The organism is Exiguobacterium sp. s7 (assembly GCF_018618195.1).
Classification (GTDB): domain Bacteria; phylum Bacillota; class Bacilli; order Exiguobacteriales; family Exiguobacteriaceae; genus Exiguobacterium; species Exiguobacterium mexicanum_A.
The window spans coordinates 64,419-80,345 of record NZ_JACSLO010000012.1 but is presented as its reverse complement, the minus strand read 5'-3'; the positions used below and the strand labels follow the sequence as shown (position 1 = coordinate 80,345).

General features: G+C 52.6%; 17 protein-coding genes and 1 tRNA gene. 6 read left to right on the top strand and 12 right to left on the bottom strand.

Going from position 1 to position 15,927, the window contains the following annotated elements:
- Nucleotides 1-126 precede the first annotated feature (126 nt).
- The 6 genes from KNP79_RS13040 to KNP79_RS13015 form a co-directional block, all read right to left on the bottom strand.
- Nucleotides 127-831 carry a DUF554 domain-containing protein gene (locus tag KNP79_RS13040; protein WP_034781214.1) on the bottom strand — a complete coding sequence of 235 codons (705 nt, stop codon included), beginning with the start codon at nt 829-831 and terminating at the stop codon, nt 127-129.
- A 158-nt stretch (nt 832-989) separates the two neighbouring features.
- Nucleotides 990-1,062: transfer RNA gene (locus KNP79_RS13035), tRNA-Val, on the bottom strand.
- An 87-nt stretch (nt 1,063-1,149) separates the two neighbouring features.
- Nucleotides 1,150-1,707: a GNAT family N-acetyltransferase gene (locus KNP79_RS13030; protein WP_029596076.1), complete on the bottom strand. Its 558-nt coding sequence runs from the start codon at nt 1,705-1,707 to the stop codon at nt 1,150-1,152.
- Between the two features lie 67 nt (nt 1,708-1,774).
- Entirely contained in the window at nt 1,775-2,089 is a 315-nt protein-coding gene (locus KNP79_RS13025; protein ID WP_021065258.1) for a DMT family transporter, read from the bottom strand.
- Entirely contained in the window at nt 2,086-2,430 is a 345-nt protein-coding gene (locus KNP79_RS13020) for a DMT family transporter (protein WP_167491846.1), read from the bottom strand. The genes KNP79_RS13025 and KNP79_RS13020 overlap by 4 nt, the downstream gene beginning before the upstream one ends.
- Complete coding sequence (locus KNP79_RS13015) at nt 2,427-3,005, bottom strand: TetR/AcrR family transcriptional regulator (protein WP_215192693.1); 579 nt, start codon at nt 3,003-3,005, stop codon at nt 2,427-2,429. The genes KNP79_RS13020 and KNP79_RS13015 overlap by 4 nt, the downstream gene beginning before the upstream one ends.
- A gap of 125 nt (nt 3,006-3,130) precedes the next feature.
- On the opposite strand from KNP79_RS13015, the gene KNP79_RS13010 reads away from it, so the two are divergent.
- Nucleotides 3,131-3,913, top strand: a complete 783-nt coding sequence (locus KNP79_RS13010) for an alpha/beta hydrolase (RefSeq protein ID WP_215192691.1) — start codon at nt 3,131-3,133, stop codon at nt 3,911-3,913.
- Between the two features lie 42 nt (nt 3,914-3,955).
- Here KNP79_RS13010 and KNP79_RS13005 read toward each other — a convergent pair whose 3' ends face one another.
- Nucleotides 3,956-5,194: an aminopeptidase gene (locus KNP79_RS13005; protein WP_215192689.1), complete on the bottom strand. Its 1,239-nt coding sequence runs from the start codon at nt 5,192-5,194 to the stop codon at nt 3,956-3,958.
- Between the two features lie 113 nt (nt 5,195-5,307).
- On the opposite strand from KNP79_RS13005, the gene KNP79_RS13000 reads away from it, so the two are divergent.
- The 3 genes from KNP79_RS13000 to KNP79_RS12990 all read left to right on the top strand — a co-directional run bounded on the left by KNP79_RS13000 (nt 5,308) and on the right by KNP79_RS12990 (nt 9,374).
- Nucleotides 5,308-5,715 (top strand): YkvA family protein, encoded by a 408-nt coding sequence (locus KNP79_RS13000; RefSeq protein WP_034781220.1) that lies wholly within the window; start codon nt 5,308-5,310, stop codon nt 5,713-5,715.
- 87 nt (nt 5,716-5,802) lie between these two features.
- A complete protein-coding gene (locus KNP79_RS12995; RefSeq protein WP_034781221.1) occupies nt 5,803-6,669 on the top strand; it encodes a YitT family protein in 867 nt (288 codons plus the stop codon).
- A gap of 101 nt (nt 6,670-6,770) precedes the next feature.
- Nucleotides 6,771-9,374, top strand: coding sequence for a putative bifunctional diguanylate cyclase/phosphodiesterase (locus tag KNP79_RS12990; protein WP_251132968.1), 2,604 nt, complete (start codon nt 6,771-6,773; stop codon nt 9,372-9,374).
- Nucleotides 9,375-9,416: 42 nt separating this feature from the next.
- Here the strand turns inward: KNP79_RS12990 and KNP79_RS12985 are convergent, their stop codons facing one another.
- A complete protein-coding gene (locus KNP79_RS12985; protein WP_034781225.1) occupies nt 9,417-11,486 on the bottom strand; it encodes an alpha-amylase family protein in 2,070 nt (689 codons plus the stop codon).
- A 159-nt stretch (nt 11,487-11,645) separates the two neighbouring features.
- Here KNP79_RS12985 and KNP79_RS12980 point away from each other — a divergent pair, with 159 nt between their 5' ends.
- Entirely contained in the window at nt 11,646-12,272 is a 627-nt protein-coding gene (locus KNP79_RS12980; RefSeq protein WP_215192701.1) for a hypothetical protein, read from the top strand.
- A 38-nt stretch (nt 12,273-12,310) separates the two neighbouring features.
- Here the strand turns inward: KNP79_RS12980 and KNP79_RS12975 are convergent, their stop codons facing one another.
- Nucleotides 12,311-14,344, bottom strand: a complete 2,034-nt coding sequence (locus tag KNP79_RS12975) for a heavy metal translocating P-type ATPase (protein WP_251132967.1) — start codon at nt 14,342-14,344, stop codon at nt 12,311-12,313.
- A 109-nt stretch (nt 14,345-14,453) separates the two neighbouring features.
- Nucleotides 14,454-14,816, bottom strand: a complete 363-nt coding sequence (locus tag KNP79_RS12970; RefSeq protein ID WP_034781229.1) for an ArsR/SmtB family transcription factor — start codon at nt 14,814-14,816, stop codon at nt 14,454-14,456.
- A gap of 146 nt (nt 14,817-14,962) precedes the next feature.
- Between KNP79_RS12970 and yhfH the strand changes: the two genes are divergently transcribed.
- On the top strand, nt 14,963-15,121 hold the full coding sequence (gene yhfH / locus KNP79_RS12965; protein ID WP_021065246.1) for a protein YhfH: 159 nt from the start codon (nt 14,963-14,965) through the stop codon (nt 15,119-15,121).
- Nucleotides 15,122-15,156: 35 nt separating this feature from the next.
- Here yhfH and KNP79_RS12960 read toward each other — a convergent pair whose 3' ends face one another.
- Both KNP79_RS12960 and crcB read right to left on the bottom strand, forming a co-directional pair.
- Nucleotides 15,157-15,501 (bottom strand): fluoride efflux transporter FluC, encoded by a 345-nt coding sequence (locus tag KNP79_RS12960; RefSeq protein WP_138859988.1) that lies wholly within the window; start codon nt 15,499-15,501, stop codon nt 15,157-15,159.
- Nucleotides 15,498-15,905, bottom strand: coding sequence for a fluoride efflux transporter CrcB (gene crcB, locus KNP79_RS12955; RefSeq protein WP_138859989.1), 408 nt, complete (start codon nt 15,903-15,905; stop codon nt 15,498-15,500). Before crcB ends, KNP79_RS12960 begins: the two co-directional genes overlap by 4 nt.
- Between the last annotated feature and the right edge of the window lie 22 nt (nt 15,906-15,927).

Here is a 15,927-nt window from a genome sequence, read left to right as displayed (position 1 = left end):
CGAATGCCGACTTTTCGACATAAAAAACACTCCCCAATCAGATAAACAGATTTGTTATTTCATCTGTCTACCTATTGGGGAGCATATCAAAATGGACGGGCGCGTTTTTTGCGCCCGTCCATTTGTTCATTGAAAGATATGTAACACGGTGACGATGACGGCGACCATCAAAATCCCCGGCAATAGATTCGCGACGCGAATCCGAGTGATGCCGACCAAATTTAAACCGATTGCGACGATCATGACACCGCCGGTCGCTGTCATTTCTAAAATAAAGTCATCCATGAGCGATTCCGGGATAAACTTCATGATTTGGATGGCGAGCAAGGCGATTGCCCCTTGGTATAAGAGAACCGGGACGGCCGAGAACATGACCCCAATCCCTAGCGTCGAGCTAAGGACGAGTGCCGTGAAGCCGTCAATCAATCCTTTTGTATAGAGGACATCATGGTCCCCGCGCAATCCACTGTCGAGTGCGCCGATGACCGCCATCGCCCCGATGACGAAGATGAGCGTCGCCGTGATGAAGCCTTCGGCGATACTCGACTTGCTCTTACCGCCGAGTCGGCGTTCCAATTGATAGCCGACCTCGTTCAACTTCTCATCGAGCTTCCACCATTCACCGAGCGCCGCCCCGATGACGAGACTGCCGATGACGATTAAAAAGTTCTCACTCTTCATCCCCATTTGAATCCCCAGCAAGACGACGGCGAGACCGATGGCTGCGGTGACCGTCTCTTTCATTCGTTCGGGGATGCGGTGAAATAAAAGTCCAAGTAATGTGCCAATCACGATCAACGCCGCGTTGACGATTGTTCCGGTTAAGACCATTGTAATATTCCCCGTTTCTGTATGTATTGAGAGGAATATACCAACTGTGTATGTAGACTGTCAATTGAAAGAAAAACAAAAAAAAGCCACTTCTCGCAAGAAGTGGCTTCGCGGAAACCCACGTTCCTATGGGTTTCGCATCGGGTTTGGCACCCAAGTGATTCTGACTGGGCTCGAACCAGCGACCTCTACCCTGTCAAGGTAGCGCTCTCCCAGCTGAGCTACAGAATCAGGTCGTGTCCTCTCTTAAGGACACTATTAATATATCAAGAAACTAATGCCTTGGCAACTGTTTTTTAAAACTTTTTTTACTTTTTTTCAACGCGTCATTTCTTCCCGTTTCATATGGCGGCATAACCGCTCTAAATCTCCGGCGTAGACAGAGACGAGCATGCCTTGATATTCAGTGTCACGGTCCCAATGCAATCCGTTCGCTTTCGCGACTCGTTGCGATGGGACGTTATCCGGATGAATCAAGGAAATGATCTCTTTCTCACCTTCTTCGAACGCATGACGCATGAGACGAGCCGCTGCCTCGCGTCCGTAGCCCATATGCCAATGCTTCGGCGCCAACCAATATCCGACTTCAAGTTCAATCGTGCCGTCGAGTTCATGGAGCAACGTGCCGGCATGACCGATCGGCTCGTCATTTTCATGCGACATCAATTTGAGCAACCCGGTTTGACGACCCGTCTGATAGCGGGCCAACTGGCGCTCGAACCACTCGATCGTCTGTTCATCCGTATATGGCTTTCCGTCCGGGCTAATAAAACGCATCACGCGCGGATCTTGGAGTAGCGATTTCACGAAATAAAAATCAGCAATCGTGTAAGGTTCGAGTCGTAGACGCTCGGATTGCAGTTTGATATGACTCATCGTCCCCGCCCCTTTCGTTCACAGTCTGAACTATTCAATTCCCGTTTTTATTCGAAGCTAATCCTGATCATGCGACAACTTTCAATCCGATGACGCTTCCGATAATAAGCAATAAGAAGAAGATACGCCACCGGTCCCGGGATTCGTTCAAGTACAGCATGCCGAGCACGACCCCGCCGGCCGCCCCAATCCCGACCCAAATCGAATACGCCAATCCGAGCGGGAGCGTCTCGAGCGAACGCGACAACAAATAAAAGCTCAAGGCAAACGTTCCGACCGACAAGATCGACCATTTAACAATCTGATAGCCTTTTGATTTACCCATCCAAAAGACGGCCATCATCTCAGCAAGACCCGCACCAATCAAAAATACCCAACTCATGCCGACTCACCTCCCGTCACTTGTTTCAGTCCGACCACACCGATCAGAAGCGTGATGATAAAGACGAGCTTCATCCCGGTGAGCGCCTCGTCGAACAAGAGCGCCCCGACGATGACCGTTCCGACGGCTCCGATGCCGGTAAAGACGGCGTACCCTGTCCCGGCCGGTAAGGTGCGGAACGACATCGCCAACAATCCAAAACTCACAATCAATAATAGAATCGTCATCACGCTCGGACCGAGCACCGTGAACCCGTTCGACAGCTTCATCGTCGTCGCCCAAACGATTTCGAGCAGACCGGCGAGCACGAGCCAAACCCAGGCTAGTTGATCTTGTTTCATGTCCAACCGACTCCTTTCTTGAAAATCGTGAATGCGGCCCGTTGCCGTTTGAGGCGATTCGTCTCAAGCGTGAAGAGCGAAAGAAGCGCCCCGTCTAGAAAACAATAGTACGCGTCATACACGTCCTCGAGTGACTGTTCGGGTAAGGCGCCTTGTTCCATCGCCAATCGAAACTGTTCTTTCTCGAACGCTTGCAGTTCCGTCTCGACCGAACCGAGCGTCCCCTCGATGAACGATCGCAACTCGGGCGGTGGGACGAGCAACATCCGCTTCGTCAGCATCCATGTCTCCTCTTCTTCAAAGAAGCGAATCAACGCCTCGACGATCGCCTCGATCCGCTCGAGCGGCGCAGCGTCAACGGAAGCGTCCCGTGCCTCCTGCCAGATGTGTGCATAACGGTTCCCCATGTCCTCGACGACTTGCTTGAACAGTTGTTCTTTCCCTTCGATATGGGCGTATAGCGACGCCTTTTTGATGCCGACATCCTCAGCGAGCGAGGCGAGCGACAAGCCTTCATATCCTTCAAGCGCAAACCGGCGCCGCGCCGCCAGTTCGATTCGTTGTTTCGTATTCATCACAGATTGTCCCCTTTCTCTCTCACCACCTTACCTAACGAACGGTAGGTAGTCAAGTGTGCGGATTGCATTCCCCGGTTCCACCCGGCAAAATGGAGACAGTTGATGGGAAAGGAGCGCTTTATATGCTTGAGCAATTCAGCTTTACGTTACCGACCGAGACGACACGCGGACGGAAACGAATCGTCCGTGTCTATCGTCCCGACTTTGTGTCGGCTGACGAGCGAATCCCGGTCCTCTATATGCACGACGGTCAAAACGTGTTCGACGGCAAGACCGCCACAATCGGCGAAGGTTGGTCGATCGACCGCCACATCGAGGACTTACAATTGCCGCTCATGGTCGTCGCCATCGCGAGTGCCCCAGACTGGCTCGACCGCTACGATGAGTATTCGTTTTATGAGGATGAGATGCTGTACCGGCGGATTGGACCGGAACTCGCCAGGACACGGCCCACGCTCGGGGGTAAAGGGCGTGCTTACGCCGACTGGCTCATGCAAGAGTTGAAGCCGTGGATTGATGAACGCTACGCGACCGACCCGGACGACGTCGGCGTGATGGGCAGCTCGATGGGCGGGGTCATCTCGCTCTATATGATGACGGCCTATCCGTCCATCCGGCGCGTCGGCTCGCTCTCGACGGCCGCTTGGGCTAATCTCGACTCCCTCATTCGGGAAGTGAAGCAGGCCGATGTGACGGCGCGTCTCTATATGGACATCGGGACGAACGAGACGAGCGGACCGATCACGCCCGAGGATTACCTTTATACGAATGCGAAACTCGTCGAGACGGTCGCGCGAACAGGGATCGCCTTTCGCTATGAGGTCGAGCCCGGTGCCGTCCATAACGAGATCGCGTGGCGGCGTCGGTTACCGAACGCCCTCGCCTTTCTCTATGAATTGACATGAAAAAAGAGACGAATTCCACGAAGGGATTCGTCTCTTGCTTGATTAAATGACCCAGTTGCCGTCACGCATGATGGCTTCGCGTGAACCGTCTTCAAGTTCGCCATCGATGTTCATCTCGGCCGAGCCGATCATGAAGTCGACGTGTGTCATCGAGTCGTTCGCACCGTTCTCGGCGAGCTCTTCGGCTGACATTTGCGGTCCGCCTTCGAGACATGTCGAGTACGCGCGTCCGAGCGCCAAGTGGCATGATGCGTTCTCGTCGAACAACGTGTTATAGAAAAGGAGACCCGAGTTCGAGATTGGTGAGTCGTCCGGCACGAGCGCGACTTCTCCGATACGACGCGCCCCTTCATCGAGGTTCAACAACTCATCGAGTGCCTGTTGTCCTTGTCTCGCTTCCGCCTTCACGACTTTCCCGCCTTCGAACCAGAGCGTGAATCCATCGATCAAGTTGCCGCTATAGCTGAGCGGTTTCGTGCTCGAGACGTGTCCTTCGACCGAATCTTTATCGGCGAGCGTGAACACTTCTTCAGTCGGCATGTTGGCGATGAAATCGACACCGTCGATGTTCGGACCGCCGCCGCCAAGGAAGACGTGCTTCTTCGGCAAGCCGATCGTCAGCTCCGTGCCCGGTGCTTTGTAATGGAGCTTCGAGTACTTCTTGTTCGTGAGTAACGTCGCGCGTTCACGGAGCGATGCGTCATGCGTATCCCACGCCGCCACCACATCCGGTTGGTCCATGCGTGTCGCTTCGAAAATCGCTTTCCAAAGGGCTGGTACGGCGTCTTCACGGTCTGGGAAGACTTTCTTCGCCCATGCTTCCGAAGCGCCAGCCACGATTGACCAGCTGACATTGTCGCTCATGACATATTTGCGCCATTTCGCGAGCGCCACGCCGGCAGCACGGTTCGAGTCCGCGATGCGTGACGACTCAACGCCGTTCAGTGCGTCCGGGTCGTCGCTGACGATCGATAGGAACGCCGTCTTCTCTTCGGCCAATTGCTCAAAACGGGCCTTGAGCCATTCCGGGTATTCTTTGAAGGCATCCGCCGGGGCGTTGAAGTAACGGACTTTCGTCGTCTCTTCGTCGCTCCAGTTGACATACACTTGTTTCGCGCCAGCCGCGTAAGCTGCTTTCACGATTTGACGGACGAGCGGTGCTTGGCTAATATCAGCTCGGACTTCGAGCTGTTGGCCCGGCTGAATGTTGACGCCTTTTTTGACGGCAAGCTCAGCGTAGCGGGCAAATTCTGCCTCAGTCGGCATGGTTACAGTAGACATATGTACAGTTCCTCCTTTTTCACTTATTTCTATTTTCTTAAATTTTCGGAAAAGTTGCAACCAAATCGCAAAAACGGGCATATTAGTAGATGAAGATAGAAGGAGGAATATACATGTCAGATTGGAAAACAACGTACACACACTTTTTAACGAGCGCGACCGAGGACTATACCGACAATGAAACATTAGGTGACCTCTTGGTCCAAGGCGAACTCGCTCTCGCTAAAGTGACGGTCGACGTCGCTTCAAACGAGATTAGCAATATCGAGCGCGAAGAAGAACTGACGCTCTACTTCCAAATGAAACAGTTACTCAACATGTTGCGTGCCGTCTATAACCACCAGTTCGAGATGCAGCCGGACAAACAACATGCCCTCGTTGCGGCCGTCTTATACTTCGTATCCCCATTCGATGCGATTCCGGACGACGCCCCACTCGGCTTATTCGATGACGCTCAAGTCATCGATTACGTGCATGAACAGCTCGCAAGCGATATCGACCGCTTCCACAACGAATTGTAATCGTTCGGCGCTTGAAATTCCTCCACCATCGGAGTACGCTTGAGTGAGTTTATTTCAAAGGGGGCGTATGGCGCCTAGCCATCATCTATGTACGCAAAATCAAGAAAACGAATCGCCGTCGAGACGACTTTGTTCATCATCGCCGGAACGATTCTACAATCGATCTTTGTCGGCTTATTGCTCAAACCAAACGAGATCGGGTCCGGGGGCATCGTCGGGATCACCTTGATCATCAACGAGCTGTTCGGCACACCGATCGGATTCACGCAACTCGTGTTGAATATCCCGCTCTTTATCGTCGGGATTAAATATCTGGGGAAACGGTTCATTCTCATGACCGGGCTCGTCGTCGTCTTATCATCTATCTTGATCGATACGTTGCCCGTGCTCATCCCGCCGACCCCGCTCGACGACCCGCTCGTCGCCTCGGTGTTCAGCGGAATCGTCTCCGGTCTCGGACTTGCCTTGCTGTTATTCGCAGGTGCCTCGACCGGTGGCCTAGATATTCTCGGGAAAGTCATTTACACGAACAACCGCAATTTATCGCTCCCTAAGATCTTTTTGACGCAAGACATCATCGTCTATATTCTCGTGTTCATCACGTTCGATATTAAAGCGGTCATGTACGCGCTCGTGCTCAGTTTCGTCCGGTCGCGAACGCTGTTGACGATTCACCGATTCTTCTCGGCACAAAAGCAGTGCTTCATCATCTGTAAGAAAGCCGATGAAATCAACCTCGTCATCAAGCAAAACTTGAAGCGCGGTGTCACAATCATGGACGCAACCGGTGGTTATTCGAACGACTCGAAGAAAATGTTGTACGTCGTCGTGCAAAACAATGAAATTCCAAAACTACGTCAAATCGTCTCCGATATCGACTCGGAAGCGTTCGTCACCGTCTCGGAAATCGATTCGGTCGTCGGTAACTTCAAAGAGCATTCGTATACCTTGTAATCGACAGCAGCTTGCTGTCGATTTTTTTGGTGTAACAAATCCATAAACAATCCGATAATAATGATGAGCCTCTTAGACATATACAGAAGGAGGTGCATGAGTTGACCAACCACTCGTTGCGCCAAACAGTCCCCGCTTTGCTCGTCGGGACCTTTTTTCTCGGCCTTTTATTGATCCTGTTCACCCCTTATGACTTGAGGGAGACGAGTTTGTTCGTCTATTTCACGGCGGTCACGCTCATCGCGACTGCCTTCAGCATCACCGCCGTCCTTCGGAATCGCGGCATGCGTCGCTACATCCATTTACTGATTAGCGCCGGAAACGTTTGTTTCATCGCCTATTTAGTCGGGCATCACTTCGTCATGTCAACTGGAATTGAGCTTATGCCGTTCATCCAAAACTTCTTTTATTTAATCATGTCGTTGATCGTGATCACCCAGTCGATTGAGATTCGGACATTGAAACTGCGAACGTTTGACATCTTCGCCTTGCTCAGTTTTCTATTGATCGGCGCCATGCATCTGTTCATTTATTCGAGCGAGAACGGGAGCTATGCCGCCAACTTGAATGGGTTTGAAGAACAGATGGTGCTGATCAGTCTGTACATGATGCTCGGCTTTCTCTACTTGAATCGAATCACTTCGGCAGGTCAGAGCTTCCGCGTATTGTTATTGGTCGGCGTTCTTGGCTTCACGACCGCTTCGATTTTGAACCAATTGCTCATCTTCAACGGCATCGGCCACGAGTTAATTCATTTGCTTCAAGTGACCAGTATTTTCATCATTTCCATCAGTTACGTGTTTGATGAATCGACCGAGGACGCGCTCGTCCATGACTCCGTGTTCGATTACGTCGTCTATAGCACAATCGTCATGCTGTTCATGCTCGCCTCCGATCGGTTGCTCGGTACATCCGTGCTCGATTCGATGACCGCGAATGCCGTCTTGTTGCTACTCATTCGTCAGTTCGTCGTCGCCAAGCAAAATGCCTTGATCAGCCACCGCTTACATACCGTCAACACTGACCTTGAAGTCGCAGTGACGACGAAAGCACATGAGCTTGAAATTCGGGAGCAACAGTATCGGTCCCTGTTCGCCTATCATGCCGAACCGATTTTCTTGTTCGACCTTCACGGTGAAGTGTTGTCCGTAAACGAGGCCGGCAGCTCGGTGCTCGGTCATGACACAGAGACACTCATCGGTTCCAACATATTAGATATCATCGAACAAAAAGACCGGTCCGCCTATGCGACCGTATTGCATGATTTGAAGAACGGTCGCCCGCGTACGCTCGACGTCGATGTCGTCACCGAGGACGGGGCGAAGCGAGTTTGGCAGCTGATGAACATCCCGATGATTATCGACGGGGAAGTCGAAGGCATTTATGCCATCGTCAAAGACATCACCCAAATGATCGTGCAACAAGAACAAATCTACTATCAAGCAAATCATGACAGTTTGACGGGACTACACAACCGTTACGCGTTGCAAGAACAAATCGAACGGCTCATCGCCGAAGGACGACGATTCTCGCTCATGTTCTCCGACCTGGACGGCTTCAAAGAGATCAACGACCAGTTCGGCCATCATATGGGCGATGAATTGCTGCAACACATCGGCAAACGACTAAGAGGTGCCTTATTGCCGAACGAGTACGCGGGACGGCTCGGCGGTGACGAGTTCATCGTCGTCGCCGAACATGATGATGATGAGATGTTAGTCGAACGGTTGCGACGCTTCGTCTATCGCCCGCCTTACTTTATGGGCGGAACGCTCGTCGAGATCCATGCGTCGATTGGCATCGTCCGCTATCCCGACCACGGATCGACGCTCAAGCACTTGCTCTCAAACGCAGACCTCGCGATGTACAAGGCAAAGGACAAGGGACGTAATGAGACCGTCCTGTTCGCGCCAGAGCTGCGTGCGGATAAAGAAGAACGCAAGCTGTTGATGGAAGGGCTCGACACCGCCCTTGAAAAAGGCGAGATCTCGCTTTACCTTCAGCCTCAAGTCGACGCCTCGACGAAAGCCATCATCGGGGCCGAGGCGCTCATGCGCTGGCAACGCGATGGGGTCTTCATCCCGCCGAGCCAATTCATCCCAATCGCCGAGGAGACGGGCCACATCCATGATCTCGGTCGCTGGATGATCCATGAGACGTTCCAATTGATGTACGCCTTCGAGCAAGGAGACATCAATTTGCCGAAATTGTCGGTCAACCTCTCCGTCCGTCAATTGTTCGATGAACATTTAATCGAGTATTTGACGACTTTGTTTGAGCGGTTTCCAATCGAACCGAGCCGACTCAACTTCGAATTGACCGAGACCGTCGCCGCCCACCATTCCGACCGGGTGTTGACACGGATCCTCGAACTCAAGGCGCTCGGCATCAAACTGTCGATCGATGACTTCGGGACCGGCTACAGCTCACTCGCCTACCTCGTCCGCTATCCGATTGACGAGTTAAAGATTCCGCGCGAGTTCACGATGCAACTCGAAGAGAACCGGGAGTATCAAACCGTCACCGCGACGATCATTGCCATGGCCCGACAACTTGGGATGGCACTCGTCGCCGAAGGGGTCGAGACAGAATATCAAGAGAATTTCTTACGAAAGATCGGCTGTGATTCGATGCAAGGGTATCGCTATGCGAAGCCGATGCCGCTCGATGAGTTTGTCATCTACTACATGAAGCAGACGATGTGACAAAAAATGCCCCGAACCGGTAAATCGATTCGGGGTATTTGCTTATTTCATCTCATAAATTTTGACTTCGCCCGGCTTCAAATCGACCCACAGGTCCCAATTCTCATCGAACGAGTGCTCGGCATACGGCCATGACGTCGGTGAGTAGACCATCTCGGCGAAACGGCTTGCGTTCCAGTTACGGCGGCGCACCCCGTCGAGCGGGACTTTCCCCTGCAGCGGATGATGCATGCTCGTGTTGGCAACGACAAGGAGCGTCTCGTTCGTATCCGGACGCAGCCAAGCGAGGCCGATGAACGGCGCATCCATGTGCGTCATCGCGAGCGGTTCGAAATGACTCGGGTTGACGAGGACGTCCAACCAACGACGACGCACTTCGGCAACTTGATGCATGAGTTCGATCATCTCGTCTCGTTCCGGGTGATCCCAATGGAACTGATACGCGTCGAAGAAGGCGAGCTTACCAAAGTACGGATCGGTCGGGAAGAGTTGGTACGCTTCTTCCGGTCGGCAGTCGAGCCCGGTGTTCATCGGTTGCGTCTCATACAGTTCGAGCCCCGAGTTCGTCATCGGGACCCCGTTCGGCACGAAGCCGTTCAACACAGTGAGCAAGCGACTCGCTTGCCGTCCCCCGTCCCGTGTCGCCACGCGGCGCGTGTCCGCTGTCTCTCCGGCCGCGAACACCGGCAACGGTAAGAAACGTGAGTCATAAATGAACTGGTGTGTCTCATGCGTATCGAATCGAGGTTCTTTATAGAACCCGTAGCCGATAATCATGTTATAGCCCGCTTCTTTCGCTGCCCACGCTCCGATTTCGATCAATTCTTCAGCGATGAAACTGAAGTTGGCGTCGAGTGCGCGTGGCTGTTGAAGGATCCGTTGTGCCAAATCGACCGGCAAGGCGTGACCCATATCGATGCGGGCCCCATCGATTCCAAATTCGCGCTGGTAGTGCGGGATGATATCAGCGAGCATCGCCCATAGCGGCTCATTGATTTGATCGCCCCGGAATTGATTCGACTTGATCGAATCGAACAGAATGTACGGAGCCAAGTTCGCCTCGCTGACGTAAGGCGCTGCCGCTGTCGGATGATCGAGGAACAGACGGAAGTATGTGACGTCCGACCATGGCGGTTGCGGGTCATTGATACAATCCGAAAAAGCTGGAGCGGTCGTCAAACCGAACTCACGCTCGATGACCGCGAGCAAGTTCTCTTCCGGGTGCTCGAGCAAGTACGTCTTCACCGTCTCCCACTTGTCCGCGTCAACGAGGTTCGGCGCCATCGAGAAGCGACGCAAATGCGCCCATACGTCTTCCGACCCGTAAATCATTGGCAAGAAAGCGTGCTCTGGTTTTACGTTCTCTCCGATACCGGGCACGTGCGGCGGGTGATAGTAGTCGAGTTCTGTCACCGGGATCCAATAAAACCATTCCGGGTTTTCTAGAATGAGACGGTTGTCACGGGCGCATGTGCGCGGGATGACATCGATGACGACACGAATCCCGACCATATGGCACGCCTCGACGAACGCGGCGAACTCTTCTTCGACCGTCAACCCGTCTCCCGTCAACGTCTCTTTCAGTTCCTCATCGATTCCAAAGAAGTCTTGCACGGCATAAGGAGAACCAAATTCGCCTTTTTTATTTTTGTGGCTATGTTGCGAGATCGGCAATAAGAACAACGTGTCGATTCCGATATAAAGCAAGTGCGGGATTAGCGCGAGCGTTTTGACGAACGTTCCCGTGTCCTTCATCCCTACCGAGTTTTCCATCTCGACATAACCTGAACCATCATGATCCCATGACGTCGAGGTCCGGACTTGCATCGAATAGACGGAGGCACGCTTGATCCAATCGCCGCCCGTTTGAAGATATCCATCCGCTTGGGCGACCGACTGATGATAATCTCGTCCGTCGACCGCATGCGGGAGAATCGCTTTTTCAATCGTCTCGATCAAGAAATCATATGGATTGACCCGTTCGACGCCATCTCGGACAGGCTCTGAAGGGAATTGCAGGCGGTTCCACAAGGCCGGAATGTCGTATTCCATGTTCGTTCGTTTTTCTTTCAAGACCTGGTGTAACTTGTGTAACGATGAGTTCTCTGGCATGTGTATTCTCCTTATGAATGAAATCGTTCCTCATTTCATTGTAAACGATAACAAGAAACGCTTTACTATATATTTATACCTTTACCCGAAATTTTCCTTTTCCAAAAAAATATTTTGCGACGAAATCGGTAAATATTGTACGATTGTATGGAAGGAGGGATGACCGTGTCCCAACAGAAATGGCTGACCTTACTCATCTTGTTGTCACTTTTATCCGCGCTGATCCTTGCGGGTTTTGGGTTTCAACTTCGAGACACGAGACATCAGCTCGAGTCGATTCATAGTCAACGCCTCGATTCCTATGATGCCATCGAAGAGATCATGTATTTTAACATTGAACGAGCCAACGCCATTCGCGGGTTGCTCGCCTACGAAGACCGGCGTTTTTTAGAATCGTATTACAGTTTGTCCCAGCAAGCTGAAGAGTTGAAGACGTCGATCACGAACGACCCGCACACACCGAGCTCGCTGATTGATTTGCTTTACCGTGACGGAATATGGGAGCAAGGCGCCGCCGAAGTGCTTGTCTTTTATGAGCGCGGCGATCTCGAGGCCGCGACCGAGCTAGCCGAGACGATGACCGATCAGCGCCAAACGATCCTCGAAGATTTGCGCGCATTGAAGAAACTACAGTATGAAGACATCCGCAAACAACTCGTCGCGACCGAGAATCAAATCGATGTGTTGATTCAAGCCCTCACGTCGATTGCCATCTTGCTCATCGCCGCACTGCTCGTTTTGCTGTTTCTCCTCTTCAAAACACGAAAAAAAGACCGTCTCCAATGAGACGATCCCTCGACCTCAATTTCCATTGTGAGGTCTTTTTATTTGGAATGAATGAGACGTGCGGCGTTCCCGATGGCGAGCAAGGCAACCCCGACGTCAGCAAACACGGCTTCCCACATCGAGGCTAGTCCGAAGAGACCGAGCAAGAGGAAGAGCGCCTTCATACCGAACGCGAACGTGATGTTTTGCCAAACAATCCGCCGTGTCCGCTTACTTAATTCAATCGCTGCCACGACGTCTCGCGGAGCGTCGTTCATCAGCACGAGGTCGGCTGCCGTGACCGCTGCATCACTCCCGACGCCGCCCATCACGAGTCCGACATCGGCTCGTGCGAGCGCCGCCGCATCGTTCAATCCGTCACCGACAAAAGCGACCTTGCCAGTTGCCGCCAACCGTTCGACTTCTGCGACTTTTTGATGCGGAAGCAATTCGCTTCTCACTTCATCGATTCCAATTGCCGAACCGACGGCGGCTGCGACTTCTTGCCGGTCCCCGGTCAACATGACCGTCTGATAACCATAGCGCTTCAAAGCTTGAATCGTTTCTTGCGCATCTGGCTTCACTTGGTCTCTCAACTCGATTCGGCCGAGCCAACGGTCATTTTTGACGATATGGACGATCGTCCCCGATGTCTCCGCCGGGGTTGGATAACCCAATTTTTGAACATAGCGGGCGCTGCCGACGTAAATGCGGTTTTCACCGTCGATCGCCATCAACCCGTATCCCGGTTCTTCTTGAATCATCGAGAACGGTGCGACTGGACCCGCATGCTCGACGATTGCTTTTGCGAGCGGATGCGTGGAGGCCATCTCAACACGGGCGGCAAGCTGAAGCAACTCGTCTGTCGTCAGCTCCCCGTTTGTCACGACATCGGTCACTTCAAAGCGGCCGGTCGTGAGCGTACCGGTCTTATCTAATACGACCGTATCGACTTCGGCGAGCACATCTAAATATTCGCCGCCTTTCACTAGGATGCCCCGCCGTGAACCTGCTCCAATCCCACCGAAATAGCCGAGTGGAATCGAGATCACCAAGGCGCATGGACAACTGATGACGAGGAAAATCAAGGCCCGGTATACCCATTCCTCGAGATTTCCGACAAACAGTGGTGGAACAAATGCGACGACCGCCGCGAGCACGACGACGACCGGCGTGTATACTTTCGCCAACCGTGTGATCATCTGTTCCGTTCTCGCCTTGTTCATGCTCGCTTGTTCGACGAGGGCAATCATTTTTTGCAGGCTCGATTCAGTCGCCGGGCGTTCGACTCGTATTTCGAGCCGCCCGTCAAGGTTGACCATTCCCGCAAGGACGTCTTCCTCGGGACCGATTGGGCGTGGTAACGACTCACCTGTCAGCGACGCCGTATCCAATGAGCTCGAGCCTCGCAGCACACGACCGTCCATCGGGATCTGTTCGCCTGCTCGAACGATGATGATGCTACCGGTTGCGACCTCTTCAGGACGTTTTTCTACTTCTCGTCCATCTTCGAACACGCGCGCAATCGTCGGTTTCATGTTCAACAGCGATTGAATCGACCGTCGCGAGGCGTGGACGGCCCGCGCTTGGAAGTATTCACCGAGCTGGTAGAACAGCATGACGGCGACTGCTTCCGGATACTCCGCAATCGCAATCGCACCGATCGTCGCAATCGACATTAAAAATTTTTCATCAAACCATTCCCGATGCCATACGTTGCGAATTGCGGCATAGACGACGTCATAGCCTGCGACCACATAGGCAATCGCGTACACAAAGAGCAAATCGGTGTACAGACCGACGAGCAGCAGGGCGAACGCGACGCCAAACCGCCACAATAAGCGACCCGACATCGGCACTTCCGCCTCGTCTTTGACAAAATGTGCACCCGGTTCAATTCGCCCCATCGTCGCTTCGATGGCGCGGAGCGTCTTCGTGTGATCCTTCGAATCATCCCATTCGATAATCATTCGACTTGTCGCAAAATCGATTTGACAAGCGGCGACACCGTCCTCTCCCGTCACGCTTTTCTCGATTTTGGCGGCACAGTTCGTACATGTGATCCCTTCGACAGGTAATACATCCCGTTTCATAATTATCTCGCCCCTTTACATTCAAACGTTCATTTGAATATATCGTAACGCTGTTCCATCACAATTACAACCGAAAAAAGAGCCGACTGGAATCCCAGCTGGCTCTTTGTCACGCATCAATTTGTTCGGCACTGTGGGCCATCGCGATCTCGACGAGTAGCCGGACGTGATCATCGTCGAGTGAGTAATAGACGACTTTTCCATCTTTTCGATATTTGACAAGCCCTTGCTCGAGCAACGTCCGTAAATGATGCGACGCCGTCGCGTTTGAATGTCCGATCACGGCCGCCACGTCACAGACGCACAGTTCCCGTTCTAACGTCAGGACGTACAACACTTTGAGCCGGGTCGGATCGGCGAACGCCTTGAACAACCGACTGACTCGAACCGCATCTAGGTCTGTCAGTGCCCGTTGTAACACCGTCACATCTTCACTTTGAATGGCGATTGTTTCACACTGGGGTGCTTTCATCCGTCTCACCTCGTTTTCTGTACTCTCATTCTAACAAAATCCGATTTATAAATCTGTTATATATTATTGTTGACTTAAACACTACTGTTATAATACAATCAAAACAACATAACAGCTACGTTACTTAAATAAAGGGGGCAGTTACAATGAATGAATGGGCAAGCCGACTTGAATCTTCCGTCGAATTTTATCGGAAGTTACCGGACAAGACGTGTCAAGAATGCGGGAAACAGATGGATGAGCAGTGCGAGTCTTACGAGAACACGTGCCCATCTTGTGCTGAAAAACTTCAACTTAGCGAATAAAACAAATCCCTCGGAACAAGTTTCCGAGGGATTTTTCATGGCAGATGATAACCGAGATAGGCCGCCAGCAGACCAAGTACATAGGTCGCAAGCAAATACATCCCGAAACGAAGCCAGTCTTTGGCGACGAACCGCATCACTTCGAGCTTGAACGTCGAGAACGTCGTGAACGAACCGAGAAAGCCGACACCGATACCGAGCATGAGCGTTTGGTGAACACTCGCCCCGTATAAATACCCAAGTCCAAACGAACCAGTCACATTGACGATGAGCGTCGCCCACGGGAACGCCGATGTCGTCCGGGTTTTGACGAACTGACCGACCCCGAATCGCGCCATCGCCCCGAAGAACGCGCCGATCATGATGACGAGAAGCGTCATCGTACTCCCCCCTCTCGCATGACAGCCCGATCGAACCGTCGCCGCCCAAACCAAAATCCGAGCCATGAACTGAACAGCCCAAGTCCGAGACTGAGCGTCACATAAAGCAGAGCTGAACCGAATGCATCAGCCTCTAGCAATTCAATCGTCTCCACACTGAATGTCGAGAACGTCGTAAACGAGCCGATGAACCCTGTCCCGACCGCGGTGACGACACTCGGGGAGAGACGTCCGGACCGAAACAGAAAGTGTGTCAGCCAACCGAGCGCGAAACTTCCTGATAAATTGATGAGCAGCGTCCCGAGCGGAAACAGACCGATCCAAAACGTCTCGATGCCTGTCCCGATCCCATAACGTGCCAAGGCACCGAGCGCTCCCGCCAAGCCGACGTATACATAGAGCATGGCCCCGTCTCCCTTCAAAAAA

Excerpts from the sequence above, each read along its gene's own strand:
- KNP79_RS13040 (WP_034781214.1), bottom strand. The coding sequence starts at position 831 with ATGGTCTTAACCGGAACAATCGTCAACGCGGCGTTGATCGTGATTGGC.
- KNP79_RS13030 (WP_029596076.1), bottom strand. The coding sequence starts at position 1,707 with ATGAGTCATATCAAACTGCAATCCGAGCGTCTACGACTCGAACCTTAC.
- KNP79_RS13025 (WP_021065258.1), bottom strand. The coding sequence starts at position 2,089 with ATGAGTTGGGTATTTTTGATTGGTGCGGGTCTTGCTGAGATGATGGCC.
- KNP79_RS13020 (WP_167491846.1), bottom strand. The coding sequence starts at position 2,430 with ATGAAACAAGATCAACTAGCCTGGGTTTGGCTCGTGCTCGCCGGTCTG.
- KNP79_RS13015 (WP_215192693.1), bottom strand. The coding sequence starts at position 3,005 with ATGAATACGAAACAACGAATCGAACTGGCGGCGCGGCGCCGGTTTGCG.
- KNP79_RS13010 (WP_215192691.1), top strand. The coding sequence starts at position 3,131 with ATGCTTGAGCAATTCAGCTTTACGTTACCGACCGAGACGACACGCGGA.
- KNP79_RS13005 (WP_215192689.1), bottom strand. The coding sequence starts at position 5,194 with ATGTCTACTGTAACCATGCCGACTGAGGCAGAATTTGCCCGCTACGCT.
- KNP79_RS13000 (WP_034781220.1), top strand. The coding sequence starts at position 5,308 with ATGTCAGATTGGAAAACAACGTACACACACTTTTTAACGAGCGCGACC.
- KNP79_RS12995 (WP_034781221.1), top strand. The coding sequence starts at position 5,803 with ATGTACGCAAAATCAAGAAAACGAATCGCCGTCGAGACGACTTTGTTC.
- KNP79_RS12985 (WP_034781225.1), bottom strand. The coding sequence starts at position 11,486 with ATGCCAGAGAACTCATCGTTACACAAGTTACACCAGGTCTTGAAAGAA.
- KNP79_RS12980 (WP_215192701.1), top strand. The coding sequence starts at position 11,646 with ATGACCGTGTCCCAACAGAAATGGCTGACCTTACTCATCTTGTTGTCA.
- KNP79_RS12975 (WP_251132967.1), bottom strand. The coding sequence starts at position 14,344 with ATGAAACGGGATGTATTACCTGTCGAAGGGATCACATGTACGAACTGT.
- KNP79_RS12970 (WP_034781229.1), bottom strand. The coding sequence starts at position 14,816 with ATGAAAGCACCCCAGTGTGAAACAATCGCCATTCAAAGTGAAGATGTG.
- yhfH (WP_021065246.1), top strand. The coding sequence starts at position 14,963 with ATGAATGAATGGGCAAGCCGACTTGAATCTTCCGTCGAATTTTATCGG.
- KNP79_RS12960 (WP_138859988.1), bottom strand. The coding sequence starts at position 15,501 with ATGACGCTTCTCGTCATCATGATCGGCGCGTTCTTCGGGGCGATGGCG.
- crcB (WP_138859989.1), bottom strand. The coding sequence starts at position 15,905 with ATGCTCTATGTATACGTCGGCTTGGCGGGAGCGCTCGGTGCCTTGGCA.